Raw genomic sequence first — 25196 nt, 5'->3', positions numbered from 1 at the left:
AAGTGTGCGTCGAACCCTTACTGCGATGCTTCTTCGACCTGAGGTTGTGGGCTCACATCCTTCGGGCCGTCGTCGATCGCTTGGTGCTCCGCGTGAAAGGGCGGCTCATCGATCGCGCCAGGCTGACGCAGTCTGAGGTTGTGGTACTCGAAGAGTTCGTCCCAGCCTTGATTGCTCCCGTACCATAGCTTCTCGTCGTAATTGTCTACGACGGACGTGTAGACGCCGGGAAACGGGTTGCCGTCTAAGCCGGCATGGTTGTTGTAGTCGTTCAGCAACAGGAAGTTGACCTCGACGTTCGGAAGCATCGCTCGCATGGCAGCCATGAATCGCGTGAGCAATTCCTCGTCGAACATGGTCGTGTGCTCGTAGTTCTGAACCCACCCGTGCGAGAATCGCACGAATAGCACTTTCCCCGATAGGTTCAGTAACCGAGTTATCAGGTATGAAAACTTGCTGTTGTTTTGCGCGCATTTGCTGCGGACAAGGTAGGGCGAGTACACCCCGTTGATTTTTGCCTCGTCGAAATCATGATAGTGCATCAGGCCGTATTTGCCGCACATTACCGCAGGCCCGGTGTCCTCCTGCACAATTTTCATGTGGTCTTCGCGGAAAATATCGACAAAACCACTCTCAAGAAGCTCGACAAGCGCCTTGGTCGGCGTAACCCACCAGTCGAAGGGATAGGCCTTGTCCGTCCCGAAATGTCGTCGGATCTGGTATGCTGTTTGGCAATGACCACCGAGGCTGATGATGTGGTCAAATTCCTGATCGATCATGCGCATCTCCAATTTCGGCCATTTGATTTGAAGGGTCTTTGTTTTTGGTGCAGCGTTATTTGATAAACGAAAATGACAAAAGATCTGAACGATAGCGATACTTGCCTTGCCGGCGTATTTCGTTTCCGGGACAGCATCGAAGGCGACGCGGTTTTGGAGATCGCAACATCTGACGAGCCTTCGGTTACTCGGGCACTTAACCCCGGAGAGTCGGAGTCGACTATCCGGGAAACGATGTCGCGATTCGGCTTCAAAGAGTTGCCGAGGGCAGACCCGTTCGACGAAGGGATCAAGGCGTACGTCATCTAGAGCATCGCCTTAATTGGTTCGATGATGTCCCGTTGGAAATTCAACGGGCCGATCACGAACAGGGTAATCACTGCCACAATAAACGCATAGGACAGGAATTCGACCCCGCGGCGCAATTCTTTCAATTGCGTTTCGAGGGGAGCGCCCTTGAACTCGTCTTTGATGATCTTGACGAGGTGTTGAATTTCGAGCCGAGTTTTCATTCCTTACCCATCACATTTTCGCGTGAGTTTACCGCATCAACTGTCTTACGTCTCGTAATATCGGAGGCGCCACTTGAGGCGCCGAGCATTGGCCTCGCCGCGGGCCGGCGGCCGATTTCGATTGAACATTCGGGTTACGCGCCGGCATCCGCGCGCATTCAGCCTTTGGCCAATCTGGCCTCATCCTGCAAAATCAGACGTAGCTGGTAGAGGGCCACGAGGTGGCCCCCGACATCCTCGGTCCAGACTTTCTGGACTGTTTCGCGCAGGTCGTTCGCGTCCCTGAACTGCAGTCGGCATCGGACGATTTCGAGGATCAGGCGCCGCACCTCGTGGTCCTCGGGGTAGCGTCGCCACATTTCTCGAAGCTCGTGATTGCTGGGAGACTGGAAGGCGGGAAGGGTCTTGCTGAGCATGGCATCGAAATACATACTGTATGGATGTACAGTGTATCGCGGGGTAAGATAGGGCCGTCAAGAACGAAAATAGGGGACGGCAGATGTGCACAACCTATCGCGCGCCAGGCGAGGAATCTGGCCTTAGCGAGCTGAAGATCGACAGCTTCGGCGACCTGTTCCGACAGACGCCATGGAAGCTCGACGTGTACACCGACTACCCCGCGCCGATCGTCGTGCACGTCGACGGCCGGTTCACGCCCCTGGTAGCCGGCTTCGGGTACTGGCCGTGCGCAATCCAGAAGGCCAATATCGAGAAGGCCAAGGAGGAGGGGAGGCCGTCGCCGCCCATGCGCAGCACGATGAACGCGCGCGACGACAACGTCGGGAAATCTCCTCTGTACGGGCCGGCGTGGCGCAGCGGTCGGCGCTGTCTGATCCCGGCCGAATATGTGATCGAGCCATCATATCCGGACGCCCGGCAGGACGCGGCAGGCAAATGGATCAATGGGCCATGCGTGTGGCAGAGGATCGGCGCGGATGACCGGCCGACGATGTGCGTTGCCGGCATCTGGCGCACGCTGACGAACCGCGACGGCACCGAGCACTGCGCGATGGCTATGATCACGGTCAACGCCGACGGCCATCCGCTGATGTCGCGCATGCACAAGCCGGCCGACGAGAAGCGGTCGGTCGTGATCCTGCGGCCCGACGATTGGGAAGAATGGTTGACGACACCGGACGTCGAGGCTGCGCGCTCGATGCTGCAGCTCTACCCGGCAGACGAAATGACATCCGAGCCGGCGCCCCGGAGCGCATAATCTGCCGCCAAATTTTCGGAACGACCGCTCGCAAACCGTTGCCACATATGGTCCCAAAACATGCAAATTATTCCGAAATCTAAATCCTAACGCATTGATTTTTCGGGAAAAATGGCACTTTCAGTACTGGATTGTGATTCCTGTCGTCGTGGGTTCGAGTCCCATCAGCCACCCCAACGAATTCAAGCACTTAGCCCAGTCATTGCGACTGGGCTTTTTGCTTTCTGGTTTCCATGTAACCTTGGTGTAACCGGATTTAGTCAATTCGTCACTAGGCTCGTTGCGTCCCAGTCGCTTCGCCACCCGGTGTCCGATTGCTCACTACCTCCTCAACTCCGATAATGCTTTCGATTAATAGAAAGAGGCGGGGGCCGACGTGAGCAGCAACGATAGCGGAAGCAGTGCGTTGGGCGTCATCGTCATTGCGGCGGTGGTCGCATGGGGAGCAAGTAGGGGCTGGTTTTACCAGACGGGACAGGAATGGTTTGATACCTGTTGGGCGTCAATCAACACCAAAGCTCCGACGACGGCGGCAGAGGCGACGGCATGGGCTCAATGCGAACCGCTGACCAAGAAAGCGTTGTTTGACGCGGGATATGTATTCGGCGGGAATCCCGAGTATGCCGCGACGCCAGAATTGAAGGCTTTGGAGGCTTCGTGTCCAAGCAATTGGACAGATATTCCACTGTCCGGTGTACATGTGCTGGCTATCGACCTGCTACAAAAGGACGGCGGGCCACAATGGCTAGATAAATTCTTACCGCCTGACCGGATGATTGTGCGGACGTTCGATAAGCGTTGGCCCAACTGCAACACGGTGAGAGCTTCCAACGGATTTCCGAAGATTGTCCAGAAGGGAGACGGGTTCGACTGGGCCGCCCCATGCCAGCCTTGCGAGGCGGAAAAGGCAAGCATGGGCAAATAGGCATCTAACCTTGCCGCGTTTCTCGGTGGCATGTCTAACGTCGGAAAGCTTGGCGCCCCTGCATGACTCTTCTCTAACGTCGGAGAGGTAGCTCTAGCTACTGACGCAACTCGCCCGACATCCGCTACCATCCCCGTGAAACACGATAGCTGCGGGGAGCAAAATGGGCGGATGGACTCGTATTTGGGTGGTAGTGACCGTTCTGGCCGGAGTGGCTGCGGTGGTGAATTACGCGGACGCCGTCCGAAACGCTGAGCGGCAAGCGACGACGGCGTACCAGCAAGCACTCTCCGCTTACGATGACTGCCGAAACTCGCCCCCTCAACCAGCGCCAAGCTCCCCGCGTGTGCAATCTCGTCCGGGTGATACAGGTCCTGTTTCGGACCTCGTGTCCACGCTTGAAGCGGCGGTAGCGGCGACGTGTGACTTTGCGAGGCAACCAAGAGCCGAATACGCCGCACAACAGGCGCAGCAGCGTGACGATTTGATTGCGACGGCGAAGGGAGGCGCGCTAGTCGTGTCTGTTTCGATTGTTGCCTGGGTGAGTGTGACGGTCGGGGCTCTTTTCCTCGCGGTCGGATGGATCCGCCGCGGATTCCGCAACAAAAGGCCCGGGTAGTGCTCTCGCAGCCCCGATGCTGAATCCTTCCGCGCGGGCTTATTGCGTCGCGTATTCGGGTAAAGGCGGGTAGCTTCCCGTATCGGGCCGTAACTTCGGTGCCAATTCCGGCCAATACTAATTGGCGCTCCCACGGTATCGACCGGTTTTTTACCGATAACTTACCGTGGCCATGCGCCTCGCGCACGCACGCGCGTATTGGTCCGAGAACTCGTGGCCTTTTTATGGACTCGGAAAATTCGCCCCTCGCGCGCGCGTATCTGTCCGAGAATGATTCCGTTCTGTCGTGCCAACCAATTGACGCCAATAGCTTTTCGCAGGCTGACTCTGTCCGGCGTTTGAATTTCTCTGATTGATTTCAAAGCATCCGCTGTTTGGCTGTTTTTTGGCTGTTACCAGCCAAACGCGCCGCCTGTTTTCGCCTGTTGAAGCAGTCAGGGCGCTGCCTGTTTTTTGCCTGTTCTCAGGCAGCGCGACCACTATTTCTCCCTATTTTAGTGGCGCAACTCACCCTCCGATGTGCATGTAAGGGAGTTGGGTGGGCGGCGGCGCGAACTTCACCGACGGATTGCCGTAGGCGAAATGCGCTACTGGGTCGCCGCCCATCGTGCCCTGCTGATTTCCCCTCGCCGCTAACAGGCCGAGACCGGCTAGACCGGCTGCACCCAGCATCCAGGGCGCCGGATTGAAGCCGCCCATCGTTGCGCCGCCAATCGGAGCAGCGCCATTTACAGCACCCGAGAGTCCGCCGCCGAGCGCACCGCTCTGTGTTGCGCTCATCCCGCCACCCGGTAGGAAGCCGCTGAACAGCCCCGTAGGCGCAAAACCGAATGCGCCGCCGAGATTGCCGCTCATCCCCGTGTTGAGCCCTGAGCCGTTCGCTGTAACGGTTCCCGTCAGACCCGTATCGCCATAGGCAGCGGGGCCGTTGAAGAAGCCGTTGAGCCCGCTAACGCCGGGACCAGCGGTCGGGTCGTTTCCAAAGCCAAAGATTGCCATTTCACTTACCTCCGTTAAAAGTCGATTGCGTCGTCTGGCAGCTCGGATTCGCGTGCCGTCCGGCTGCTGCCATCCGCCGGCCGGCTGCCAGTACGCCCCGGACCTTTACCTTCGCCCTGCATGGCGGCGCGCTTGCGCTTCACGTGATATGTGGTCAGCACCGCGTGCGCCACCATGTCAAGCGCCGGCTTTGCGTCACCGCGCTTGTCCGTCCATACCTTTGGCGTCAGCGTGCCCGCCAGTGCCACGGAATCGCCGTCATTGAGCGCCAGTAGGGCAGATTGCGCATCATCCGCGAACGCAATCACGTTCACGAACAGCGCTTCGCCGTCGCCCGCGGCGGCGCGCACTTTGGCGGTCACAAACTGCGTGCCGCTCTGACCCGTTCGGCTTGCCGCTGTCCCATGAAGCTTCCCGCTCACCAGACCATCAATCATCTTTCACCTCCAGTAGGCAGCTATCGCCGCCCGAGTTGCCAATACACGTCCACGCTAGCGCGGATCCTTCGCGGTTCTGATTCCCGAAATGTCCCGTTTTGTCCCGTTTCGGGAGTTTCTGGGTCCCGTTTTTTCCCGCTCCGTATATATAGATACGGGCGGGAACGGGACGGACTCCGGGAAGGGCGGGAAGGTGGGTCATTTGCGCCATAGCCAGCCGTCCTTGGAACCATAGATTCCGTTCGCTACAAGGCCGGTCACGGCCGCCCTGGCACGCTCGTTTCGCTTTCGTGACTCGCATGTCAGGCTCGATGCCACCAGGCGGACAGCAGCCTCGAGTTCGATACAAGGATGGGTCGGCGGCGCATCGCCTTTACCGAAGTCCTGGGACTGGCGCAGCGGTTCGGCGAGGGCGTCTAACGCGATGCGCTGGTTGCCGCCCTGCGGTAGCTTCACTCGCGCCACTTCCTTGGCGCTCTCGTCGGGCTCGACAACGCACGAGGTAACCGGTTCGCCGTGCTCGTCGTGACCCAGTTCGACCACGCGTAGAGCGAACGCATTGCGCCCACCGTCGGCGTCGTCCTTGCTCTTGGCGACGCTCCATTCCCGGCGCCCGTCATTGCGTGAAACCTCGATAGCGGCGTCGAGAGCGGCGTACAGACTGCTATGGCCGCGGAGCCCCTTCGTGCCATCCTTGCCGGTGTGATGGACGAGCAGTACCACGCCGCAAAGCCGACGCTGCGCTTCCTTGCACGCTTCGATGAGGTGTCCCATGTCGACACTCGAATTCTCGTCCGTGCCAGGGGCCGCACGATTCAGCGTGTCAATGACCAGCAATCCATTGCGGCCGCCGACGGCCAAGATAGCCGCGCATAGGTCGGCAACGTCTTCAGGCTGGCGCAAGTCGAGCGGCTGGGTGACGAAGTGCAAGCGGTCCGGCAGCGGCATTCCGCGATGCGCGTTCCATGCGTGTGCCCGCTTGCTTAAGCCTGCCTCGCCCTCGAGACATACGTAGGTCACGGGACCCGCATGTGCACGCCGCCCGAACCATTCGGCGCCCGTTGCGATGGCGGTGCAGAGGTCGAGCACTAGGAATGATTTGCCGGAGCCAGAGGGCCCGTACACGGCAGCGAACCCGGAGGCGGGCAATACGCCCTGAAGCATCCAGCGAAGCGGCGGCGCGGTGAGCAGGTCATCGGCCGATTGGAGCCGATACCGCATCGGCGGTGTCTTGGCGGCTCGGAGAAGATCCGCCAGTGCGTCGATGCCGTGCTGGGCCTCGTAGTCGTTCGCGTCATAGTTCGCCGGCTTGTCGGAGGGCAATTCGACCCACGCGCCGGTAAGCTCGCGGGCGATAGCTTCGGCGTCTGCCTCTTTGCCGCGGTCCGGCACGATGACGATGCGCGCCGCCGGAAACCGCTTGCGCAGCACCTTCGCGATGGAGCGAGTGCGGCCAGAGCCGAACGTGACCGCAGCGGCGGCGTGATAGTCCGCCTTGGCGCACGCCCACGCCTGCCCGATGCCCTCGCACACGTATAGCGTTCCATCCGGTGTGATGTCGCCGACCATGAACAAGCCATCGTTGAACGACGCGCCTGGTGCGTTGAGCTTCTTCCCGGCACCCGGGGGTGGAACGAACTGGACCGTGCAGAGCATGCCGTCGAACGAGCGAACCGGTATCGCCAGCCAGCCGGCGACGCGCTGCCCGCCGATGGCGAGCGTGTCATCTTTCGGCACTACACGCAGGCCGTCCGGCGTGCCGCGTTTCGCAACGATGTAGGGATGTTCGGCGCTTGCGCGCGGATAGCTGTCGAACGTCGCGGCCAGGTCGGTGCGCGGCTTCCGGGGAGTGTCGACGTTCGTCGGCTTCGCGACCGGTACGCGCGCCGCCGGCGTGACGTTGCGCGGGTGCGTATCACGCCAGCCGGCATCCATCGCCATCCTGAATAGCGTGCCTGGGCCAATGCCGCCATCCTCGTTAAAGCTCTTCCATGCGGACTTGGCGTCACGTTCTCCACCGAAATTGGCACCGGTCGCCGACCATTCGAGGAAATCAGCCTCGGACAGGCCGGCTGCCTTCGCTGCCATGCCGGCACTCACCCACTCACTGCGCGGGCACCCGGCATCGAGCGAGAACAGGGCGTCACGTGCGCGCGCGGCGTCGTGACCATTCATCATGCTGCCCCCTTGTCCCGGCGGGCGAGCCACCGAGCGATTTTGCGTCGGTCAAGTGCGCTAAGGGCGTAGATACCGCGCTTGACCTCGAGGCCGTCGCGGTCGAAACACGGAACGCGATGGCAGGGGAAATCCAGCCCCTTATCACGCAGGTCGAAAATCAAGTCAGGTCCGTTTGACGCGCCTGCCACACGGTCGACCTCTTCGCGCGACATTGGTCGGTGCAGTGCTGCGTTCAGCACCCGAAGGTGACGTGGATTTGATGTTCCGGTAAAGTCGCGCTGCGTATTGGCGGTCGTCGGCTTCGGTTGGCGGCCGTTTTTCTTTTCCATTACGCCACCTCGCCGCTCAGCAATGCTTGGATGTCTGAGACACGCCAAGCGAGGCGCCCGTTGATACGGACGGGGCGGAGTGGGCCATTTTCGAGGCAGGCCCACTTGCGAAGGGTCTGTGGCTTGCGATTAAGCGCCGCGGCTGCTTCGTCGGTCGGCAGAACTGCCTCGATATGGCGCGCGGTGAGGCTGGTGGGAGTGCTATGGATGGTGGTCATATCAACGTCCAATTGCTAGCCTCGCGCGGCTGGCCTTGAGACGTTGACAACGTGCCGAATTCGTTTCAACGCCCAAGGTTCCGCCGTGTTCGGCTTTATGCTTCGGCATTGATAGATTCGTATTTCGGGAGCCTCCCGAATCAACTCCCGATTTGCTCCCGATTTTCAGCCGCAGCGGCCCTCTCGAGTTCTTTGCGTATGTCGCTGGCGTCGTGGCGCGCACGTCCCGCGCTTTTTTCCTCACGCGCCAACGCTGCAAGCACGCCGCGCGTGCCCGTCAGTTGCCATTGGCCGCCGCCAGCCTTCCGAATATCCCCGCCCAATTCTCGGAAGCGGGCTAACCGGCGCCTTTGACGTTGTTCGGGTGTTTCTGCTGGAAGCCCGGCAGCCCAGGCGACAGGGATAGCCGACGTGAATACGGCATTACGGCATCCCTCATGCACCGGCTCGCGGAGGCTATCCGCCCATTTCAGCCAGTTGCTCGGCGACTCATCCGTAATTTCATGCGAGGCAGCCAGCGTTTCCAGGCGCTTAGCTTGTTCCTTCGCAGCGCCCGCAGTCTCATTCCGCTTAAACGACAAATCGGTATGCTTCGCCGGGTCGAGCGCTGCCATCAGACGTACTGCCTGGTTAGCTGTCCACCGTGGCATCTTGCCGGCCCAGTAATCCCAGTCGATGAATTCCTCATTGTTATTGACGAGCTCGGCCATCCTGTAAACGTGGGCAGCCATGACACGCTCATCTGCGGCTTGCAGATAGGCGTCTGGATTCGCCTTGTAGCCCAGTCGGGCTGCATGCACGTCAATCTTTGTACCTGTCAACGTGTCGTACAGGTCGAGTTCACCATCGAAGACCGCGCTTAGTAGCATGCGCTCGTAACGCCCCATGACGAGGTCGAGAAGTCGGCTGACCGCGTTTGGGTATTCGCCGGTATCGCCGGCCGCCAGCAATTGCGCCTGCGCTTCATGCGGCTCCATGTCTGCCGGCACGAATGCCGATGCAATTAGTACCAAGAGGGATGAGCAGGGCTGAAAGCGGCGTGCGGAAGGAAGATCCGCGCCTACGCTGTCCGGCGTCAGCAGCGTACTAAACGAGCCCGGGATTCGGTTCGCCACGGCCCACGCATCCAATTCAGCCACGTCGAATGACGCGCTTTGCGCATACTCGCCGACCGCCCGATAGCGGTTCTCGTGGATTTCGGCGGCATTTTGTGTGCCTTGCTCCGGAATCGGTTCGTCGACCGCAATTTTGTATAGGGGTGATTCTCGCGGTATTTTCCAATCTTCGTGGTCTTCGCACTGGCTCGCCCAGAAAACGAAGGTGCTTCGCTCGACCTTCCCGAGCCGTACCGTGAGATGCGGGTTTCTTTCCTCGATAGCGCCTTGTAGCTCACGCAGGCGCTCCGCGAAGGACGTGCGCAAGTGTTTTGGAACTGGCTGGTCAGGGTCGATATGGAGCGAGAGGGAGATTGCTTGCTCGGGCGTCCAGAACTGCATGTTCCGGCTCCCCCAGTGAGTCCAGTTCGGCGTTGTCATCCGCACACCTTCACGTGCGAACCTTCAATTTGGGAGCCCCTGCCAGGCCGGTGAAGGTATCCGGCTCTTCGCCCCGTCGAGCTAGGCAGGAGCAAGCCACGATGCTACAGCTAACGCGCCATCAATAACGGTCGTCGTTCGCCGCAGCTTGCACTTCGAATCGTCGCATCTGCCATCCGCGGATCTGCACCAGCGCTCGTGCCCATTGCGCCGGGGAGAGGACGCGCCAGCCTGGTTCGGGGCGGGGCCACAAGCGCTTCACGCGGAAAGCCATGATGTCCGACCAATTGGGGTTGGCTGGATTCGCTGCATCGGATGGTGTGTATAGCGCGACATAGGCGGGCACATCGGCAAGCTGCGCCAGATGTTGTATCACGCCGGCTGGCTTCTCTTGGCCGATGTCGCGAGCCACTTCAACGAGAGCCAAAGGAACCTTGGCGCCGTTGTCGTATTCCGTGAACAGCACCGAATCGAGGTCAACCATTGTGAGCGATTCAGCTTGAGCCGCCTGCAAATATCGGCTAATCGACGGTGCACGGTGCCAAACACCATATGCACGGTCGCGAATTTCGTATTGTTCGAGCCTCATAACCGGCTCCTCAATAAAAACGGCGCTCAATCGCGCCGAGGTAACGGGTTATTGTTGGAAGGCGTCAGTACGCACCGTTGAGGGGGCCGTGATTTTGATGCCGCGTTTGTCCAGCACGTCATCAAACAAGCCGCACGGGCTGCCGCCCATTGCTCCCAATGCTGCGTCCAGCTTGCCACCAATTAGCGGCAGCAACTGATGAATCATTTCGCAAGTAGCCCAGTCCGTTCCGTTGTCGAGCGACTTTTCGACTATGGTCCATAAGGTGTGCAGGCTGCTGACTGCATCGTTCACGCTTCGTGTAGCGGTGGCGACAAGCTCGGTAGAATTGCTGTTAGCCATGACGAACCCCGCGCGCGTCGAAACCTGCCTTTGCTGCTCTTTCACGAATTCCGTCGATGTCGTTCGCCTGTAGGTCTGCTTGCAGAGCACCGTGCTCACAAAGAGCTTTGATTTCGCGGTCATCCGTCAGCCGGGAAATGCTGCGAAAGATTGCCCTCATCGCCTCGGCCTGCTCGTAGGTGATGTTTGCGGTGTATTCGATGTCGTCGACGGACACAGGTACAAATCCGTCTATGAGAACGCGTTCGGTAGAATCGGCGTTAGCCATGATACGAACCTTCTTTACAGGTCGTGCTGTGGTCAGGCGGTCTTGGTGCGCCAACACCTTGGCCGCCGCTCTTCGTTACTAGATGCGCCCGAAATGGCCTTCGAAATAACCTAGGCCGCCTGGGTCGCCGTTGAGAATCTCCGCGCAGTTTTCGGTATCGCGCGCCGCGGAACGCAGCAATTCCCGCAAGAGAACGAACGACGACGTTTCGTCGGGACTCGGATTGCTGATTCTTTCGACGCAAAGGTCGTGCATTGCCACGAGTGAGTGGAGCAAACGTTCAATCCGGTTCGCTACCTGCGAGACTTCCTCGTCGGTAGCTGCCTGATTGCGAGCGATACAATCGACTTCAGCCATGATTCAAGCTCCTTCCAGCTTGGTTGTGGTCAGGCGGCGCGATGTGTTCCAGCACCCGCGCCGCCGCTTTACCTGATACCGTCAGGCTGCGGTAATTGCCTTTAGTCCCGGCCTCTCCGGTTCCGGCGTGAATTCAACGCCGGCTTCATCGAGGATCCACGCCTCCAGTTTGTCGTGCCACTTGCGCAGAAGGTCGAGCGGGCGCACGTTGTAATGGCGCTCAGCAATGGCAGACGGCTTGTGTCCCATGATTTGGGCTTTGATGCCTGACGGGACTTCCGTCCATTCGGCAAGACTCGAGAACGAACGGCGCAGGCCGTGCAACGTCACGGGTGCAATGCCGGCAATCCCGCAGACGCGATGCAAAGCGTTGTTCGGCGCGGCGAGCCGGCCATCCCCTGAAGTCTTGCTGGAAAATACCCACTCTGACGGCTGCCAAGTTTCACCTTTGGCTTCCAGGCTGCGCATCTGGCGGACATTCGGCGGCGTGTCATTGAGACGCTTCAATTCCATCAGAACACCGGCAAGGTAGGGCGTGAGGGGGATTACTCGCCCCGTCTCGGTTTCCACCTTGTCCTTTAAGCGCAGGCTGCGCCACCGAAAGTCCACGTCGTCCCAGCGCAATTCGGCCAATTCCTCGCGGCGCGCGCCGGTCAGCAACAAGCCAATCAAATACGCCTCCATCACCGGGTTGCTGAGCTGGCGCACGGCATCAAACCATGCGGCCAGCTGCTCGCGCTGGATGGAATCGGTCTTGGCAGCCTGCTTTGGCAGCGCGTCTTTAGAAAGGCGGGTCGCGACGGCTTGCTGGTCGATGAGGCCTTGATATTCAGCTCGCGATTCGCACCACGTCGCGAATATGCGCAGCAGATTGAAGGCCAGCCGGACACGTGCCGGACGGTGAGAAGCTTCCTCGGCCAGCCAGTCACCGACGCGCTCGGCGTTCAGGTCCGAAAGCCTCAGCGGCATTAGCGCGGCAAGGGGCCCGGGCTCCGTTAGCCCCTTGCCGCGCTTTTTCGGCTGGCCGCCGGCACTGGCGAGTGCTACATGGTCACGGTAGTGCAGGTCGCTCCACTTGGAACGGCGTGCGTCGATGTACGCCTTCCAGGCGTCTGCCAGCGTCGCGTCTTGGCGGCGCGCCTCAGCTTTACGCGCTTCGCGTGCTTTGTGCTGCTCGGCGGCTTCTTCGCGCGGATCTTTGCCGGCGTCAATCAGACGTTGCAGGCGGCGCGCTTCGTCTCGAGCAGCGTCAATGCTCCAGTCCTTCGGCGAACCAATCGTGACCCTCACGGTCGCCCCGTTCAGCTTGCCTTGAAAGATGTAAGCGAGTGAGCCGGCAGCCGTAGCACGGAGGCCGAGGCCGGACGCGCCGCTGTCCCAGAGAAACGCCTGCGACTTGCCAGCCGGGCAGCTATGCCCGTTGACGCGACCTGCCGTGAAATTGACCTTTGCCACTGCGCCACCCACCGGGTTTCGGGTTACATGAGAGCCATGTAACTGCCGTGTAACCCCATTATTGGCACATCAATCAACAGAGGTCAACAGGATTCTGTAACCGATTTTCCGGGGAAACTCAATGATGACAACGGCTTGCGTTGTGGCTGGAATTTCGGTCAACATCCGGGAATGTATGGATGAGAGGATTGTGATTCCTGTCGTCGTGGGTTCGAGTCCCATCAGCCACCCCAAAATTCTTGAACAAAACAGGCGCTTCGGCGCCTGTTTTGCTTTGTGCGAGCCATTCGGGCAACAGCGCCGATTCGGGCCTCGCCATCTCCTGAGCGTTCTGCTCGCCATTCATTCATTTCGCGTAAGTCATCGGAAATATCTCTGTGCTGTGCTCGAATTGTTTCGTGCAAAGGCAGCAGCTGTCATTCCGTTCATCGGCATTGCTGTCGCGTAGCGATGGCGACGCATGTTGCACGGGCAGCGAAAGCGAATTCCGGGGCGTTTCAAGAAGGGCACTCAGAAACTGCGCCGAAATACGAACGGCATTCGGACGTTTCAGTCGCGAAGGGTCGCGGAGATCCGGCATGTCGGGCAGGATGGAAGGGCGTCAATCCTTGCCGCGCTGACGCACCAACAGGAACTCGCCGACATGGTTGCGGTCGCGATGACTGTCGCCGACTTCCCATTCATCGCACGGAACCCGAAGCAATGAAGAAACGAATACTCGCGCTGCTACCCGCCACGGCGCTTGCACTCGCCTTGGCGATATCGCTCGTTGCACGCGCAGAGAGTGCGCCCGGCGAAGCCCCCACGGCTGCGCAACTGAAGAGCATGTACTCGTCGGTATCGCAGTTCCGCAGCGCCGCGCCGGGCAGCGTTTCGCGCACGATCATCGACAAGCTGCAGGACGTCGTTAATTTCCGCGATTTCGGCGGCAAGTGCGACGGCACGACGAACGACGACGCTGCGATGAACGCGGCGCTGACGAACCTCACCGCGGGCGAGCTGCTCGTGTTCCCGGCGGGCACCTGCGTATTCAGCACGCCGAAGGCGCTCCCGATCGTGCAGAACGTGTCGATCCGCGGCGCGGGCGCGCGACAGACGGTGTTGCTGTACACTGGTTCGAATACGACCTCGGACCTCTGGACCGTCGGCGATGGCACGACGTCGATGACCGGCTGGTCGATCTCGGGACTGCGCTTCGACTCGACCACCACGATGACGGCCGGCGCCGCGCTGCATCTGAAACGGATGCAGAACGGCAGTGAGCTGTTCGACGTCGACGCGGGCGTCTTCGGGCAACCGTCGCGCAAGCTGTACAACGGCATCTGGCTCGACAACGTCAACGTTTTCAAGTACTCGAAGTTCAACATTCAGGTCCGGAACCAGGGCTTGATGATGAACGGGGCGCCGACCAGCGACGAGGGCTCCGACATCTTCCTCGACGACGGTGTCGTGACCTTCTCGAACATCGGGTACCACGTGGGCGGCGGCCAGGGCGGCGTCTATTTCGGCAAGGTGCTCGCGTACGGTAATGGCACGAACTACCAAATCGACAATTCGCTGACCGCGCGCCTGAACCGCGAGATCTTTTTCAGCGACCAGAGCATTTCCGACAGCTCGTACGGATACGGCGTCTGGATCAACGACTCACTGACCTCGAATGCGCCGATCGTCCTGAACGGCGCGTTTGGATCGGCCGGCATGCTTGGAGGCGGTCCGAACGGGATCGAGATCTACGTGCAGAAATGGCCGAACGGCCGCATCTCGCTCGGGCCGGGCCAGCTCTATAACGCGACGAAAGACGGCATGCGCGTCGACGACGCGAGCACGATCATCACCATCGATTCGACGCGCCACATCGCTTACAACGGTGGTTATGGCGTGAACGCGACTGTCCCGACGACCAACATCTACAGCCTGTCGCAATACGTTGCGTCGAACACGCTCGGGAACTACTCGCGCAACGTGAAGCTCGGCCCGCTGAATGTTGGCGGCGCGATCTCGGGCACGTCGATCGCGAATAGCCAGCAGCAGATCGACAAGGCCTACACATATTCCGCGCCGGCGAGCGGCGCGGTCGTGACGATCGCATCGGGCACGCAGACGGCGCTGATCGACCCGGTCGCGACACTCGCTGCGCTGACGATCACTCTTCCGGCGTGCACGTCGAGCTACGACGGTTCGATCGCACGGTTCTCGTCGACGCAGGCCGTTACCGCACTCTCGCTCACTGCCGCATCCGGAAGAGTTGCAGCTCCGGCGACATCGCTCGCTGCAGGGGCAGGACACGGGTACCTCTGCCGGGGCGTGAATGCGACCTGGTATCCGTTGTACTGACCGTTCAAAAGCGTCGCACAACAGCCGCCCGCGGGGGACCGCCGCTTCTCGATTCTCGAACAGCGCGTCAACGTGAACGCGGCCGCCGCCGAAGAGCACCTTCAGCGTCAGGACGAAAAGATCGATGCCATCGTGGCTTCGCTTTCCATGATCCATGCATGTGACTGCCATCTTCGTCCGATCCTCGGGCTCGCCGTGCACACGCGCTTCCACGATCGGGATTGTCCCGCTCGGCATGTGCCAGTTGTGCTCGCCATTCGTTCGCGTTGTGCCGACAACGCACATGCGAGTTCGCGAACGGGGCTTTCTTTCTCGCCTCAGGCTAAGGTTCGCACGCGCCGTGCCGTTATCTTTCCTGGACAGCCCTCGTGCCTCGAATGCTGATCCGTTTTCTTGCCTGCTCGCGTACTGCGCGAGCAGGCTTTTTTCGTTTACGGCGGCTTCAAACCGGCAACTTGGCGGAATAGAGCAGGGACTTGGCGCGAACCGACAACGCGCAACAGTCTTTCATTCGTGTAATGTGTGACTTCCTCGTGCCCGCATGCTTTGCAGGGCCGTTCGATCCCGACGACCAGTGACGGTGTCGGGATTTTTTTTTGCCTGCGCGCCAATGTCCCGACGACAAGCCGTCCCAGAATGCAACTCCGTCGCGGAGTCTGGCGAAGACGTATCGATGCGACGGCTTCAACAACTGCGCCGCACTCACGCCACGCCAAGGCATCGGACCCGTGGCGACCTTCGCATACCGCAAAGCACGGTATATTTTGCGACAAGACATTCCGATCAATGGAACAAGCAGAAGGAGTTGCCGCCGATGCAGGAAACCCGGACCACGCTTCGAGCCGCGACAGCGCACGACGCAAGCCACATCGCTCGCCTGCACACGCTGAGCTGGCAAACCGCATACAGCCATATCCTTCCGGCCGCCTATCTGTCCGACGAGGTGCCGACGGAACACGCGGTTCGGTGGCGGAAATATCTCGATCGCAACGAAGAGGAGTGGGGCCTTGTGCGGATCGCCGAGTCGGATGGCAAGCCCGTTGGTTTCGTCAGTGCCGAACGCCCGGTCGATCCGGTGCTCGGCGTGCTGCTTGACTGCCTTCATGTTCATCCGTCGCATCACGGCAGCGGTACCGGCAAGCGCATGATCGAAGCCGTTCGCGCGTGGGCGCGGACGCTCGGTGTGGACAAGGTCCACCTGCAGGTACTCGAGGACAACGTACGCGCGATCGGCTTTTACGAGCACAACGGCTGGCAGTTGGCGGGTGTCGAAACGAGCCGCATCGGCCAGACGGAGGTCACCGACCGAATCTACGCGATACAGGCCTAGGCGCTCGTCCGCAATCGAATGAACGGTCGCCCGCGATGCAGCGACTCCCGGCCACGCCGAAGTCACGCCGGGTAAAGGCTGAATTTGCTTCGCCGTTACGCGCCGCAATAGTGCACGAGCAAATCGGCTTCCGTCTCGTGCACTTCGACGGGCAGCGTCGTTGCGCCTGCATAGGCAAGATAGCGTGCACGATGCTGACCGTTGCGGAATGACGCGACGCCGACTTTCGACAGGCCGGGAATGCCGAGCAGCATTCGCGTTCTCGTTTCGCGAAACGTGATGAACGGCATGTCCGGAATCCTGTCCTGGTCCGGATCGAGGAACTCGCGAATACCCGCGGCTTTGCCAGGGGCCCAGTACTGAACTGACGGCAGCACGTAGTCCGTGGTATCGCGGTCGGCACATGCCAGCAGTTTCTTCAGGTCGATCGTCACGACCCGATGTCGCGAGTCGTCGGACGAGAATACCCGCTTGAGGTGCGCATAGGCATAGGGGACGTGCCCGGGAAGCTGGATAATCCAGACATCTACGCCGTTCTGTTGTGCGCGGGCGAGTGCCATTGTTTCCTCTGGTGGTGCAAGCGGTCTTTGTGGCCGGAGTTTAGCAGCGCGATTGCAACAGTGGAGCAGATTGATACCCAGGATAGGAAAACGGAGCGGCCCGCAGCGGGACCGGAGGCGAAAGCGCAAAAGGTGGCATGACCGGCAAAGCGGATGTGGTCATGCGTCGGTGGTCGATATCGATGGGTCACGAGAATATCGCGATACTGCCGGCGGGAATGACACGCCGCACGAAATTCATGCAAGATTCACATGGCATCGCGAAGCCGGGCAGGCGCGGATCATCATAAGAACCGAGAGATCAGATTGACCGGAGAAAAACATGGCGTCGAAACTTGAGATCGAATACCTCGATTACTGTTTCACCGCGACGCTCGAAATCAGGGAGTCCGGCCGGACCGGTGTTGTCGACTGGCAGCTCGAATCCAATGCGCGAAGCAAGACCCTCGCATGGATCGTGTTCGATCGCTTCCTCGAACGAAACGACTTCGCCGATGAGGAAGATGCGCGCGCAAATATCGTCGACTGGCTGGAGCGGCTTGCGGATCCGAGGTCGGGTGCGTCAGCGGAGATTGCGAAGGCGAGCGTGGTGGCTTCGGGCGCGGTGGCGGCAACTTCATCGACTGCCGAAATCGTCGGCGAGACCGTCATTGAAATCGTCAGCGATCTCGACTGGATCGATATGGTTGCCGACTGGTTTTCCAGCGGTTCGCCTTGATGACGAAACCGGGGTGTCGTGACGCAGGTTATCGTGCTCGTGAATTACGGCTTCGCGAAATGCCGTATAAGAAAACGAAACCAGAGTCACGGTAAAAAATAGAATATCCCTGCTTTGACAATACACGCGCCTGACCGGAAACTGAACCCGGATCTGAATACGTCCGCTTGAATCAAATCAAGATCGAACTCCAGATATGAAATGAAGAACGCTGCTGACGGCTGGCGCGATCACTCATTCCCGATGCCGGTCTGACAAGCTGCACAGCAATGCTGTTCAGAGGCGGCGGATACGAATAGCTTGTCGACCGATTTTTCGTCAGCGAGGGCGGCAAGAAATATCAGGACATTTTCGACATGCCCGAGCATCTCGGCGCCGTGCTTGCATGGTCTTTCCGGAAATCGATCGACGCGTCTCCATACCAGCGGGGCGGTGGTGTTGTTGCCCGTCATCGTGGTGACGCTGGCCGCGCGGCACGCGAGCCTGCCGGTTGCCGCGGGATTGTCACCAAATGGTGAGTTGCCGCACAGACTGTTGCGCGGCCCCCGATCACAATTTGGCAGGTTGACCGTTCTTCCCCGGCCCGGTCAACCGTTTCCCCGCTCGCTCGCGCAGGAGCGGGGCTTTTTGCCCGTCCGACGCCGGAAGGTGCGTCGGCGGAACCGGACAGGCGTTCGGCAGGCTGCGTAATCGCGCCCCGGCATCCGTTCGCCTGATCCGTACGAATCGCTTTCCTCGTGCCTGAGCGAACCCTCAGGCCCATCGCCGGTTTCTGCCGGCGATGCCTTGGTCCCGGCGGCGCGCAGCCACGCTGCCGGGATGTTTTTTGCGCCGAATGCGCTGCATCACGTCGTGCGCAACGCGCATGTCGACCCGCTCAGCCAGTCTGTTCGACGCTGGTTTCCCATCCGTCGTATTCCCCTCCGAGCGAACGCACTTCGCGATTGATCGCGATCGTATGGCGCGTGATGTCGGCCAGCGCCATGGTTCCTTCGTGCGAAAACCGTACGGCCGACTTGCCGTCCTCGGTCGGGGCGACCGATTCGACCGGATAGCCTTTCGCTTCGGCCCAGTCCGCGAACTGGTGCGCGTCGCTCGGGTCCTGGAAATACGCCCAGTGCATCACGCGCCGGCTCACGTCGCTGGCATCGCCTTTCTGCCGCAGCGCATCCAGCACGCGCATGTCGCGCATGATCTGCCAGTCGTCGTCGGTCGGGTAGAGGGTTTGCCAATACGCCTCCTTGTCCGGATCGTCCTGGTGGGCGTACTGAAGCGCATAGGTCGTCTGGTCGGCCAGCGAGTCGACGATCTCTGCCGCCGCCTCTTCGTCGAACGGCACGTAGAAAAGGAAATCCCGATTGCCGTCGACAGTGATGCGGCCGACCTGAACACCGCCTTTCGCGGTGATCGTGGCGTCCAGCAGGTCCTCGATCGTCGTGAGATCGGCGAACTCGTCGCCGGTCGGCAGCCCTTCGGGCGTCGGATGCGCAAAGGGGACGCGCACGCTGAGCAGCGACGTGCGCGGATCGCCTTCCGCGATCTCCGCAAAGCTGTGGTTGAAGCTGATGAAAGCCTGATGGTCGCCCATTCTGGCAGGGAAGGTTCCCCAGGCGTCGGTCATGTGTTTCTCCCGTACACGATTGTCTGTTGACGGTTGCAAAGCGTCCCAATGTATCATCGAAAATCGCGTTGGCCGAAGAGGCGCACATGATCGCGAATCTGGGCATTCTGGTGCCGGTCGAAGAGGATCGCTATCGGGCGGTGGTTGATTTCTACCGTCTGGCGCTCGCGCTTCCGGTGCATTCCGACGGTGTGTCGGCCGCGGGGAATCCGTGGCATCGCTTTGTCGTTCAGGGCGCGACGCTGACCGTTCATACCGGCAGGCGTGGCGAGTTTCCGTATCCGGAGTTTCGTCCGACCGGCCATGGAATCGCGTTGGCAATCGAAGTGCCACACGTCTCGGAGGCCGTTGCACGACTTGAATCGCTCCGCGTCGGCATCCTGAACGACTGGGACTACGGCGACGGCACGGTGGCGATTTCCGTGGCAGACCCCGCGGGTAACGTATGCGAGATCTGGGGTTGCCCGTGACCCGGCGCGTTGGTGCGGCGGGCCGCAAAAATTTCGAAGGAGAATCCGATGTCGATGTTTGCGGTGAATGGTGTCCGAATCGATCCGCTCAGCGCGCGCGTGACGCACGTGCGCTGGGCGGCCGTGAATCCGGCCGACCGGTCGTGGGCGGCCAAGCCGAGCGAGGCGCCGGTGGCGGAAGTGGCGCACGCGCTCGCGTCGGGCAACGATGTCCGTGCGATTTTCTCGGAGTCGGACGCAACCGCGATCGGGCCGAGGCTGAAACGCGTGCTGTATCGCGACGCATCGGAAGGCATCGAGCTCGACATCGATGCAACGAGCGAGTCGCGCACGTTGCGGGATCTTCCGCAAATCTGACCGGAGCGGCACGCGCAGGCGGTAGCGGGTGCCGCCGCATCGATTGCGGCAGCTGGCCGAAAGGCCGGCTCGCACAACGCCGATCGCGAGGAGTAGTATCGGACAACCGCCATGCTGTCGTGCTGTTGCGCCGAACGGTTTGATGCGCCGCGCGACTGTCGGCGAGCCAGTACCCGAAGCGAATATCGCACACGCGCCCGAGACCATGTCCAGACTTCTTATCGCCCCGTTGGTATCCGCGCTTTGTCTGGCGCTCTCGGCCTGCCAGACCGCGTCCGAGCCGGCTCCGCTGCCGTCGCCCGAGACCGCGTCGGCAGCCGTTCCGGCGTCGTCGCCGGCCGTGCCGATCCGCGGTATCGGCCTGGCGCCTCATCTGGCGGGGCAGAGTCACTGGGCCGTCGGTCAATGCACGACCAACGCCACCGTCAAGGTGTGTAATTGACCGACGCTGACCGAACGGTGTCCGTTCCCTGCGAATGAAAGCGTGTGAGTGCGCGGCGACGCAGAACTTTCCCGGCCGCAACGAATTCTTGTCGACAAGGCGCTCGTCGCCGATCCCTGTCTTCCGGTTCGTTCCCGGCGTGTTGATAGGGCGCTCGACCTCGATGGGCCGATTGCCGTCGATGCAATTGATTGAGCGATGAACAGCGAACACGAAACAAACGATTCGGGCTTGCACGTCGATCCCGTCGCGGGAACGGTCATCGGCCAGCTGCCGGTCACGCTGGCGGTCGATAGCCGGAGCCTGACAAGACGGGCAATCGTCTGCGCGGTGCTGGCCGTGGCGAGCCTCTGCGGTTATGCAGCGGACCCGACGCTCTGGCCGGTTGCGGCGCTGGCCGTGCTGCTGGCGCTGGCGAGTGCCGCCTTCTTCGTCTCGTCGCGGCGCAAGATGGCGCTGCATGTCGACGAAACGGGTTTCAGGCTGATCGGCTCGGCGCGCGAAAAACCCGTTACGCCATGGCGCGACGTCACCGAGTTCCGGATCATCAGCGTCGCCGGAAATCGCTACATCGGCTACCAGTTCTCGGCGTATTCATCGCGCACCAAGGTGCCGGGCGGCGTGATGCTGCCGATCTCCCGGTTTGCCGATCTTCCGCTCGATGCGGTGGCCGGATTGCTGGAGGCATGTCGCCGACAGTTCGGCGTGCCGGAAGAGCGGGCCGACGACGCCTTGTGAGCGCGGCCTGAGCGACCCACCCCTCAGAAAAACAAAAAAATGTCGGGGGCCATGTCGATTTCCGTCGGGTTCGTCCGTCGTAGCATCGGAGGCGTGCGCATCGCGCGTCCGTCCCGTTTTCCGATACGACAACCGACTGAAGGAGCGACACCCATGTCCACGTCCGTCAAACCGATCCCGGAAGGGATGCGCACGCTGACGCCGCACCTGATCTGCGCCGGCGCAGCCGCCGCCATCGACTTCTACAAGCGCGCCTTCGGTGCGAACGAACTGTTTCGCCTGGCGATGCCCGACGGCAGGCTCGCACACGCGTGCCTCGCGATTGGCGATTCGACACTGATGCTGGTGGATGAAATGCCCGAGCACGGCGCGCTCGGGCCGAAGGCGCTGAAAGGCACGTCGGTCTGCCTGCACCTGTACGTGCCGGACACCGATGCGGCGATCGCGAAGGCCGTCGCGGCCGGTGCGACGGTCACGATCCCGGCCGCCGACATGTTCTGGGGCGATCGCTACGGACAGGTCGAGGATCCGTTCGGACACCGCTGGTCGCTGGCGACGCATCAGCGCGACCTGACGCCCGAGCAGATCGCGGAGGCGATGGCCAGCGCACCGCCGTGCGGAAGCTGACATAGCCGCGCAGCCGCGGTTGAACGGCAGGGTGGCGGCACAGGCCCGCACCCGGTTCGCCCGCGGTCACGTGCCGGCCGTCTTGCCGCGCTGCTTGTCCTCGTACATCCGGTGATCGGCCGATGCGAGCAGGTCGGCCACCGCGTGGTGGCGCGCGGGATCGTACGCGACGTGCCCGACGCTGAACCGGATCGCGTAGCCGCGCGCGTCGGCCGCGTTGCGCAACGCGAGCGCGTGCGTCACGCGTTCGACCGGCTCGACGGCGTCGGCCGGATCGGTGGCGCTCAGCAGCACGACGAACTCGTCGCCGCCGAGCCGTGCGATCACGTCGCCGTCGCGCAGCGCGCCCGTCAGCGTATCGGCGAATGCCTTGAGCGCGCGGTCGCCTTCGGCATGGCCGAAGCGGTCGTTGATCGTCTTGAAATCGTTCAGGTCGAAGAACAGCAGCGTGGCGTGGCGGCCCAGGCGATCGCACAGGCTCAGCACGTGGCGGGCCAGGATCTCGAAGCCGCGCCGGTTCGTCAGCTGCGTAAGCTCGTCGGTGGTCGCGAAATGCAGCGCCGCGATCTCGCGTTCGGTCATGTGGGCGAGATCGCCGAGCAGCGCGAGTTCGTCGGGCTCGAGCGAGCGCGGCCGCGTGTCGATCAGGCACAGCGTGCCGATGGGTGTGCCGTTCGGCGCGGCAAGCGGCCGGCCGGCGTAGAAGCGGATGCCGGGTGCGCCGGTGACGAGCGGGTTGTCGTGGAAGCGGCTGTCGTTCAGCGCGTCCTGGATCACCATCGTATTGCCGGCGAGCAGTGCATGGGCGCAGAACGATACGTCGCGCGACGTCTGCGTGACGTCGATTCCCGCATGGCTCTTGAACCACTGGCGATTCTCGTCGACGAGGCTGACGAGTGCGATCGGTACGTCGAACAGCCGGCGCGCGAGGCGCGTCAGGCGGTCGAAACGCTCTTCGGGTGGCGTGTCGAGGATCGAGAGCGAATGAAGCGTATCGAGCCGGGCCGCCTCGTTGGCCGGTTTCGGTGCGATTTGCATGGGCCTTGTCTCTTGTCCCGGCTGCGAGCCGGTCATCGGATCGTATGCCGACCAGTATGGCGCATTATTCGGCGCATCGCCAAGCCGGAAGCCCGGTGCGACCGGTTTCGGCTTGATCCGGATCGATGCAGATGCGGTGAGAAGCGGGCGTCATGGGCCTGCGTTTCGTCCCGATACGGAATCGAATGCGCGATGCCTCAAGGTGCTCGGCGGCGTGCCGTAAATAGGACGAGTCCAATCGTTCATCACATCCCATCGCACCATGGTTCGAATTCTGTACGCGGGTTATCTCGCGTTTGCGCTGTATCTCCTTTACCCGATGGTGCAGAACGCGCTGGCATTCGGCACGGATTGCGTGAGCAGTGCGCTGCCGGGGGGCGCCCGCGGTTTGTCGACGCCTTCGGCAAGCGGCGTGGACGGACACGCGAACCGCTGTGCGCCGACCGCGCAGGCCGGTGCCGCAACCGGGCGGCTGCCTGAAATCCATTGAGCGCGGATTGTCGCGCGTGTCGCTCGATGCGTGAGGCGGCGCACTGGCCATTCGGCCGAATTGAACGTCGCGCGATGCTCGCCGATCCTATGGCAACGCGGCGGATCGAATGCGAGCCGGCGAGCGCCGCGCGAAAGTGCGGCGCGCGTCAGTAGCTGGAGCGGTACGGCGTGCCCTGGTCGAAGCGGCTCTGCCAGTGCGCGAGGTAGCGCGATGCGAGTTGCGGATTGTTCCAGACCACCACGACGTTTTCGGAATTGCGGCTGGCGGCCGATGCGCTGTAGTTGAACGAACCCGTTTCGACGTGCTCGGCGTCGATCACGAGGTACTTGTCGTGATGGATCGCATAGGCGTCGATCGTGCGGGTCGGGATGCCGGCGTTCACGAGCAGGTTCAGCGCCTGCTTGCTGCTCTTTGCGCGGTTGCCCTTGTCGTCGACGACCACGGCGACATTGACGCCGCGTCGCTTCGCGGCGAGCAGCGCGCGCGTGACGGGCGGCGACGTGAACGAATACGCGGCGACGCGGATCGAGCTGCGCGCAGCGCCGATCGCTTTCAGCACGAGTGCCTCGGCGCCGCCGTCGGGCGAGAACGCCGATTCGACAACCTGCGTCGCGGGTGCTTCGTGAGTGGGCTCGGGCAGCCATCGCGACACGAAGTCGATCGCTTGCTGGAGCAGCGATTCACTTTGCGTCTTGCCGAAAGCGGCGAAGGGGGTGGCGAGCAGGGAAGCGGCGAGACAGGCGGCGGCGAGGCGATTGCGCGACAACATCTTGGACAGCGAACAATTTCGAGACAGCGGGCCGTGAGTGTAACGCAGACGCGGCGGCTCGGTCACGTGCGGATGCGAAGGGATTCGCACGCGCGATGGCCGGTGGTGGCCGTGGCAATGACGCAAAGTTGCGTTGTGCGGTATCCGTGTATGCGATCAGGTTGATCGACGGATGTTGCCGACGGCGGCGTGTGATTGCGCTTGCCGTTGCGGGATAGCGATGCGCAAGCAATGCGCGAGCGCGGTCGAGCGAGCTCGTTGCGGCCGGTGATGGAAGCGCGCGTGCAAAGAACGACTCGTCGGCGTCAGTCGATCATGCGCGCGCGATGCGTCAATCCTCGACCGCCGGCGCGCCTGCTTGGTCGGATGCGATCCACCCGGGGCCGGGCTCCGGCAGCACGTCGCGTGCGTCGAGCGGTTCGCCGCAGGCCGAGCACACGGTGACCGCATGCATCAGCTGGCCGCATGTGCGGTGGCGCAATTGCACCGGCGGCCCCTGGCCGTCGTCCTTCCAGCGGTCGCCCCACGACATCAGTGCGAGCAGGGCCGGGTAGAGGTCGAGACCTTTGTCCGTCAGCCGGTATTCGAAGCGCGGCGGGCGCTCCTGATACGCACGCTTGACCAGCACGCCTTCGTCGACGAGTCGCGCAAGCCGTTCGGCCAGCACATGGCGCGTGACGCCAAGCTGGGTCTGGAACGCGTCGAAACGGCGGCAGCCGAGGAACGCGTTGCGAAGGATCAGCATGGTCCAGCGGTCGCCGAGCACGGCGAGCGTGCGCGCGACCGAACAGTTCAGCGTACCGATGTCATCCCATTTCATCGTCGAGTCTCTTGCGGCGGTTCAGCGAAATAGCGGGTTCGATTATAGAACCCGCCTTCGGTTGTAACGGGCACGGCTACGTTGACAACGGCCGGCATCGTTGTCAATAATAAGTTCCAAT

The 25196-nt window shown here is 61.5% G+C and carries 32 protein-coding genes and 1 tRNA gene; 13 read left to right on the top strand and 20 right to left on the bottom strand.

Annotated features, from left to right (window positions below; translation table 11 throughout):
* Nucleotides 1–17 precede the first annotated feature (17 nt).
* Nucleotides 18–779, bottom strand: a complete 762-nt coding sequence (locus ACTRWB_RS19820; RefSeq protein WP_446902975.1) for a DUF1796 family putative cysteine peptidase — start codon at nucleotides 777–779, stop codon at nucleotides 18–20.
* Nucleotides 780–851: 72 nt separating this feature from the next.
* Between ACTRWB_RS19820 and ACTRWB_RS19815 the strand changes: the two genes are divergently transcribed.
* Nucleotides 852–1088, top strand: coding sequence for a hypothetical protein (locus ACTRWB_RS19815; RefSeq protein ID WP_446902974.1), 237 nt, complete (start codon nucleotides 852–854; stop codon nucleotides 1086–1088).
* Here ACTRWB_RS19815 and ACTRWB_RS19810 read toward each other — a convergent pair.
* Together ACTRWB_RS19810 and ACTRWB_RS19805 are read right to left on the bottom strand one after the other, a co-directional pair.
* Nucleotides 1085–1291 (bottom strand): hypothetical protein, encoded by a 207-nt coding sequence (locus tag ACTRWB_RS19810; protein WP_446902973.1) that lies wholly within the window; start codon nucleotides 1289–1291, stop codon nucleotides 1085–1087. The two genes, ACTRWB_RS19815 and ACTRWB_RS19810, sit on opposite strands and share 4 nt — an antisense overlap.
* 158 nt (nucleotides 1292–1449) lie before the next feature.
* Entirely contained in the window at nucleotides 1450–1722 is a 273-nt protein-coding gene (locus ACTRWB_RS19805; RefSeq protein WP_446902972.1) for a hypothetical protein, read from the bottom strand.
* A 68-nt stretch (nucleotides 1723–1790) separates the two neighbouring features.
* On the opposite strand from ACTRWB_RS19805, the gene ACTRWB_RS19800 reads away from it, so the two are divergent.
* Both ACTRWB_RS19800 and ACTRWB_RS19795 read left to right on the top strand, forming a co-directional pair.
* Complete coding sequence (locus tag ACTRWB_RS19800; RefSeq protein ID WP_446902971.1) at nucleotides 1791–2507, top strand: SOS response-associated peptidase family protein; 717 nt, start codon at nucleotides 1791–1793, stop codon at nucleotides 2505–2507.
* A gap of 376 nt (nucleotides 2508–2883) precedes the next feature.
* Nucleotides 2884–3432 carry a hypothetical protein gene (locus ACTRWB_RS19795; RefSeq protein WP_156441841.1) on the top strand — a complete coding sequence of 183 codons (549 nt, stop codon included), beginning with the start codon at nucleotides 2884–2886 and terminating at the stop codon, nucleotides 3430–3432.
* A 1126-nt stretch (nucleotides 3433–4558) separates the two neighbouring features.
* Here ACTRWB_RS19795 and ACTRWB_RS19790 read toward each other — a convergent pair.
* The 11 genes from ACTRWB_RS19790 to ACTRWB_RS19740 all read right to left on the bottom strand — a co-directional run bounded on the left by ACTRWB_RS19790 (nucleotide 4559) and on the right by ACTRWB_RS19740 (nucleotide 12758).
* The gene (locus ACTRWB_RS19790; protein WP_446902970.1) at nucleotides 4559–5050 is read right to left on the bottom strand and encodes a hypothetical protein; all 492 of its coding nucleotides are present in this window, start codon (nucleotides 5048–5050) and stop codon (nucleotides 4559–4561) included.
* Nucleotides 5051–5064: 14 nt separating this feature from the next.
* Nucleotides 5065–5487, bottom strand: a complete 423-nt coding sequence (locus ACTRWB_RS19785; protein WP_446902969.1) for a single-stranded DNA-binding protein — start codon at nucleotides 5485–5487, stop codon at nucleotides 5065–5067.
* Between the two features lie 198 nt (nucleotides 5488–5685).
* A complete protein-coding gene (locus tag ACTRWB_RS19780) occupies nucleotides 5686–7665 on the bottom strand; it encodes an AAA family ATPase (RefSeq protein ID WP_446902968.1) in 1980 nt (659 codons plus the stop codon).
* Entirely contained in the window at nucleotides 7662–7994 is a 333-nt protein-coding gene (locus ACTRWB_RS19775) for a hypothetical protein (protein WP_446902967.1), read from the bottom strand. Before ACTRWB_RS19775 ends, ACTRWB_RS19780 begins: the two co-directional genes overlap by 4 nt.
* A complete protein-coding gene (locus tag ACTRWB_RS19770) occupies nucleotides 7994–8212 on the bottom strand; it encodes a helix-turn-helix domain-containing protein (protein WP_333985489.1) in 219 nt (72 codons plus the stop codon). The genes ACTRWB_RS19775 and ACTRWB_RS19770 overlap by 1 nt, the downstream gene beginning before the upstream one ends.
* Before the next feature lie 140 nt (nucleotides 8213–8352).
* Nucleotides 8353–9708, bottom strand: a complete 1356-nt coding sequence (locus ACTRWB_RS19765) for a hypothetical protein (RefSeq protein ID WP_446902966.1) — start codon at nucleotides 9706–9708, stop codon at nucleotides 8353–8355.
* Nucleotides 9709–9868: 160 nt separating this feature from the next.
* Nucleotides 9869–10336, bottom strand: a complete 468-nt coding sequence (locus tag ACTRWB_RS19760; RefSeq protein WP_446902965.1) for a hypothetical protein — start codon at nucleotides 10334–10336, stop codon at nucleotides 9869–9871.
* A gap of 48 nt (nucleotides 10337–10384) precedes the next feature.
* Nucleotides 10385–10678, bottom strand: a complete 294-nt coding sequence (locus tag ACTRWB_RS19755; RefSeq protein WP_446902964.1) for a hypothetical protein — start codon at nucleotides 10676–10678, stop codon at nucleotides 10385–10387.
* Nucleotides 10671–10946 carry a hypothetical protein gene (locus tag ACTRWB_RS19750; protein WP_446902963.1) on the bottom strand — a complete coding sequence of 92 codons (276 nt, stop codon included), beginning with the start codon at nucleotides 10944–10946 and terminating at the stop codon, nucleotides 10671–10673. The genes ACTRWB_RS19755 and ACTRWB_RS19750 overlap by 8 nt, the downstream gene beginning before the upstream one ends.
* Nucleotides 10947–11024: 78 nt before the next feature.
* Complete coding sequence (locus tag ACTRWB_RS19745; protein ID WP_446902962.1) at nucleotides 11025–11303, bottom strand: hypothetical protein; 279 nt, start codon at nucleotides 11301–11303, stop codon at nucleotides 11025–11027.
* Between the two features lie 81 nt (nucleotides 11304–11384).
* Nucleotides 11385–12758: a tyrosine-type recombinase/integrase gene (locus ACTRWB_RS19740; RefSeq protein WP_446902961.1), complete on the bottom strand. Its 1374-nt coding sequence runs from the start codon at nucleotides 12756–12758 to the stop codon at nucleotides 11385–11387.
* 142 nt (nucleotides 12759–12900) lie between these two features.
* Between ACTRWB_RS19740 and ACTRWB_RS19735 the strand changes: the two genes are divergently transcribed.
* The 3 genes from ACTRWB_RS19735 to ACTRWB_RS19725 all read left to right on the top strand — a co-directional run bounded on the left by ACTRWB_RS19735 (nucleotide 12901) and on the right by ACTRWB_RS19725 (nucleotide 16422).
* A tRNA-OTHER gene (locus ACTRWB_RS19735) sits at nucleotides 12901–12991 on the top strand.
* Between the two features lie 469 nt (nucleotides 12992–13460).
* Nucleotides 13461–15092: a glycosyl hydrolase family 28-related protein gene (locus tag ACTRWB_RS19730; RefSeq protein WP_446902960.1), complete on the top strand. Its 1632-nt coding sequence runs from the start codon at nucleotides 13461–13463 to the stop codon at nucleotides 15090–15092.
* Between the two features lie 814 nt (nucleotides 15093–15906).
* Complete coding sequence (locus tag ACTRWB_RS19725; protein WP_446902959.1) at nucleotides 15907–16422, top strand: N-acetyltransferase family protein; 516 nt, start codon at nucleotides 15907–15909, stop codon at nucleotides 16420–16422.
* Between the two features lie 95 nt (nucleotides 16423–16517).
* On the opposite strand, the gene ACTRWB_RS19720 is transcribed toward ACTRWB_RS19725, so the two are convergent.
* Nucleotides 16518–16982: a plasmid fertility inhibition factor family protein gene (locus ACTRWB_RS19720; RefSeq protein WP_446902958.1), complete on the bottom strand. Its 465-nt coding sequence runs from the start codon at nucleotides 16980–16982 to the stop codon at nucleotides 16518–16520.
* A 322-nt stretch (nucleotides 16983–17304) separates the two neighbouring features.
* On the opposite strand from ACTRWB_RS19720, the gene ACTRWB_RS19715 reads away from it, so the two are divergent.
* On the top strand, nucleotides 17305–17700 hold the full coding sequence (locus ACTRWB_RS19715; RefSeq protein WP_446902957.1) for a hypothetical protein: 396 nt from the start codon (nucleotides 17305–17307) through the stop codon (nucleotides 17698–17700).
* 230 nt (nucleotides 17701–17930) lie between these two features.
* Here the strand turns inward: ACTRWB_RS19715 and ACTRWB_RS19710 are convergent, their stop codons facing one another.
* Both ACTRWB_RS19710 and ACTRWB_RS19705 read right to left on the bottom strand, forming a co-directional pair.
* Nucleotides 17931–18152 carry a hypothetical protein gene (locus tag ACTRWB_RS19710; protein WP_446902956.1) on the bottom strand — a complete coding sequence of 74 codons (222 nt, stop codon included), beginning with the start codon at nucleotides 18150–18152 and terminating at the stop codon, nucleotides 17931–17933.
* A 425-nt stretch (nucleotides 18153–18577) separates the two neighbouring features.
* Nucleotides 18578–19321, bottom strand: coding sequence for a DUF695 domain-containing protein (locus ACTRWB_RS19705; RefSeq protein WP_446902955.1), 744 nt, complete (start codon nucleotides 19319–19321; stop codon nucleotides 18578–18580).
* An 86-nt stretch (nucleotides 19322–19407) separates the two neighbouring features.
* On the opposite strand from ACTRWB_RS19705, the gene ACTRWB_RS19700 reads away from it, so the two are divergent.
* The 5 genes from ACTRWB_RS19700 (at nucleotide 19408) to ACTRWB_RS19680 (ending at nucleotide 21955) form a co-directional block, all read left to right on the top strand.
* Complete coding sequence (locus ACTRWB_RS19700) at nucleotides 19408–19791, top strand: VOC family protein (RefSeq protein WP_446902954.1); 384 nt, start codon at nucleotides 19408–19410, stop codon at nucleotides 19789–19791.
* A gap of 48 nt (nucleotides 19792–19839) precedes the next feature.
* Nucleotides 19840–20148 carry a hypothetical protein gene (locus ACTRWB_RS19695; RefSeq protein ID WP_048243856.1) on the top strand — a complete coding sequence of 103 codons (309 nt, stop codon included), beginning with the start codon at nucleotides 19840–19842 and terminating at the stop codon, nucleotides 20146–20148.
* Nucleotides 20149–20353: 205 nt separating this feature from the next.
* Nucleotides 20354–20590 (top strand): hypothetical protein, encoded by a 237-nt coding sequence (locus ACTRWB_RS19690; protein WP_446903116.1) that lies wholly within the window; start codon nucleotides 20354–20356, stop codon nucleotides 20588–20590.
* Between the two features lie 198 nt (nucleotides 20591–20788).
* Entirely contained in the window at nucleotides 20789–21328 is a 540-nt protein-coding gene (locus ACTRWB_RS19685; RefSeq protein ID WP_419687320.1) for an aspartyl-tRNA synthetase, read from the top strand.
* Between the two features lie 153 nt (nucleotides 21329–21481).
* Nucleotides 21482–21955 (top strand): VOC family protein, encoded by a 474-nt coding sequence (locus tag ACTRWB_RS19680; RefSeq protein ID WP_048243853.1) that lies wholly within the window; start codon nucleotides 21482–21484, stop codon nucleotides 21953–21955.
* A 66-nt stretch (nucleotides 21956–22021) separates the two neighbouring features.
* Here the strand turns inward: ACTRWB_RS19680 and ACTRWB_RS19675 are convergent, their stop codons facing one another.
* The gene (locus ACTRWB_RS19675) at nucleotides 22022–22993 is read right to left on the bottom strand and encodes a sensor domain-containing diguanylate cyclase (RefSeq protein ID WP_446902953.1); all 972 of its coding nucleotides are present in this window, start codon (nucleotides 22991–22993) and stop codon (nucleotides 22022–22024) included.
* 262 nt (nucleotides 22994–23255) lie between these two features.
* Between ACTRWB_RS19675 and ACTRWB_RS19670 the strand changes: the two genes are divergently transcribed.
* Complete coding sequence (locus tag ACTRWB_RS19670; protein WP_129514480.1) at nucleotides 23256–23483, top strand: hypothetical protein; 228 nt, start codon at nucleotides 23256–23258, stop codon at nucleotides 23481–23483.
* A 148-nt stretch (nucleotides 23484–23631) separates the two neighbouring features.
* Here ACTRWB_RS19670 and ACTRWB_RS19665 read toward each other — a convergent pair whose 3' ends face one another.
* Nucleotides 23632–24255 (bottom strand): phospholipase D family nuclease, encoded by a 624-nt coding sequence (locus ACTRWB_RS19665; RefSeq protein ID WP_446902952.1) that lies wholly within the window; start codon nucleotides 24253–24255, stop codon nucleotides 23632–23634.
* 331 nt (nucleotides 24256–24586) lie between these two features.
* Nucleotides 24587–25075, bottom strand: coding sequence for a winged helix-turn-helix transcriptional regulator (locus ACTRWB_RS19660; RefSeq protein WP_193098294.1), 489 nt, complete (start codon nucleotides 25073–25075; stop codon nucleotides 24587–24589).
* Nucleotides 25076–25196 lie beyond the last annotated feature (121 nt).

The sequence above is a fragment of the Burkholderia sp. YIM B11467 genome, from assembly GCF_052952715.1.
Note: the sequence above shows the minus strand (reverse complement) of the source record. Positions and strands in the feature narration are given on the sequence as shown.

Bases quoted from the DNA above. Each gene is read 5' to 3' on its own strand.
- ACTRWB_RS19820 (WP_446902975.1), bottom strand. From the start codon at position 779: ATGATCGATCAGGAATTTGACCACATCATCAGCCTCGGTGGTCATTGC.
- ACTRWB_RS19815 (WP_446902974.1), top strand. From the start codon at position 852: ATGACAAAAGATCTGAACGATAGCGATACTTGCCTTGCCGGCGTATTT.
- ACTRWB_RS19810 (WP_446902973.1), bottom strand. From the start codon at position 1,291: ATGAAAACTCGGCTCGAAATTCAACACCTCGTCAAGATCATCAAAGAC.
- ACTRWB_RS19805 (WP_446902972.1), bottom strand. From the start codon at position 1,722: ATGTATTTCGATGCCATGCTCAGCAAGACCCTTCCCGCCTTCCAGTCT.
- ACTRWB_RS19800 (WP_446902971.1), top strand. From the start codon at position 1,791: ATGTGCACAACCTATCGCGCGCCAGGCGAGGAATCTGGCCTTAGCGAG.
- ACTRWB_RS19790 (WP_446902970.1), bottom strand. From the start codon at position 5,050: ATGGCAATCTTTGGCTTTGGAAACGACCCGACCGCTGGTCCCGGCGTT.
- ACTRWB_RS19785 (WP_446902969.1), bottom strand. From the start codon at position 5,487: ATGATTGATGGTCTGGTGAGCGGGAAGCTTCATGGGACAGCGGCAAGC.
- ACTRWB_RS19780 (WP_446902968.1), bottom strand. From the start codon at position 7,665: ATGATGAATGGTCACGACGCCGCGCGCGCACGTGACGCCCTGTTCTCG.
- ACTRWB_RS19775 (WP_446902967.1), bottom strand. From the start codon at position 7,994: ATGGAAAAGAAAAACGGCCGCCAACCGAAGCCGACGACCGCCAATACG.
- ACTRWB_RS19770 (WP_333985489.1), bottom strand. From the start codon at position 8,212: ATGACCACCATCCATAGCACTCCCACCAGCCTCACCGCGCGCCATATC.
- ACTRWB_RS19765 (WP_446902966.1), bottom strand. From the start codon at position 9,708: ATGCAGTTCTGGACGCCCGAGCAAGCAATCTCCCTCTCGCTCCATATC.
- ACTRWB_RS19760 (WP_446902965.1), bottom strand. From the start codon at position 10,336: ATGAGGCTCGAACAATACGAAATTCGCGACCGTGCATATGGTGTTTGG.
- ACTRWB_RS19755 (WP_446902964.1), bottom strand. From the start codon at position 10,678: ATGGCTAACAGCAATTCTACCGAGCTTGTCGCCACCGCTACACGAAGC.
- ACTRWB_RS19750 (WP_446902963.1), bottom strand. From the start codon at position 10,946: ATGGCTAACGCCGATTCTACCGAACGCGTTCTCATAGACGGATTTGTA.
- ACTRWB_RS19745 (WP_446902962.1), bottom strand. From the start codon at position 11,303: ATGGCTGAAGTCGATTGTATCGCTCGCAATCAGGCAGCTACCGACGAG.
- ACTRWB_RS19730 (WP_446902960.1), top strand. From the start codon at position 13,461: ATGAAGAAACGAATACTCGCGCTGCTACCCGCCACGGCGCTTGCACTC.
- ACTRWB_RS19725 (WP_446902959.1), top strand. From the start codon at position 15,907: ATGCAGGAAACCCGGACCACGCTTCGAGCCGCGACAGCGCACGACGCA.
- ACTRWB_RS19720 (WP_446902958.1), bottom strand. From the start codon at position 16,982: ATGGCACTCGCCCGCGCACAACAGAACGGCGTAGATGTCTGGATTATC.
- ACTRWB_RS19715 (WP_446902957.1), top strand. From the start codon at position 17,305: ATGGCGTCGAAACTTGAGATCGAATACCTCGATTACTGTTTCACCGCG.
- ACTRWB_RS19710 (WP_446902956.1), bottom strand. From the start codon at position 18,152: ATGACGGGCAACAACACCACCGCCCCGCTGGTATGGAGACGCGTCGAT.
- ACTRWB_RS19705 (WP_446902955.1), bottom strand. From the start codon at position 19,321: ATGACCGACGCCTGGGGAACCTTCCCTGCCAGAATGGGCGACCATCAG.
- ACTRWB_RS19700 (WP_446902954.1), top strand. From the start codon at position 19,408: ATGATCGCGAATCTGGGCATTCTGGTGCCGGTCGAAGAGGATCGCTAT.
- ACTRWB_RS19695 (WP_048243856.1), top strand. From the start codon at position 19,840: ATGTCGATGTTTGCGGTGAATGGTGTCCGAATCGATCCGCTCAGCGCG.
- ACTRWB_RS19690 (WP_446903116.1), top strand. From the start codon at position 20,354: ATGTCCAGACTTCTTATCGCCCCGTTGGTATCCGCGCTTTGTCTGGCG.
- ACTRWB_RS19685 (WP_419687320.1), top strand. From the start codon at position 20,789: ATGAACAGCGAACACGAAACAAACGATTCGGGCTTGCACGTCGATCCC.
- ACTRWB_RS19680 (WP_048243853.1), top strand. From the start codon at position 21,482: ATGTCCACGTCCGTCAAACCGATCCCGGAAGGGATGCGCACGCTGACG.
- ACTRWB_RS19675 (WP_446902953.1), bottom strand. From the start codon at position 22,993: ATGCAAATCGCACCGAAACCGGCCAACGAGGCGGCCCGGCTCGATACG.
- ACTRWB_RS19670 (WP_129514480.1), top strand. From the start codon at position 23,256: ATGGTTCGAATTCTGTACGCGGGTTATCTCGCGTTTGCGCTGTATCTC.
- ACTRWB_RS19665 (WP_446902952.1), bottom strand. From the start codon at position 24,255: ATGTTGTCGCGCAATCGCCTCGCCGCCGCCTGTCTCGCCGCTTCCCTG.
- ACTRWB_RS19660 (WP_193098294.1), bottom strand. From the start codon at position 25,075: ATGAAATGGGATGACATCGGTACGCTGAACTGTTCGGTCGCGCGCACG.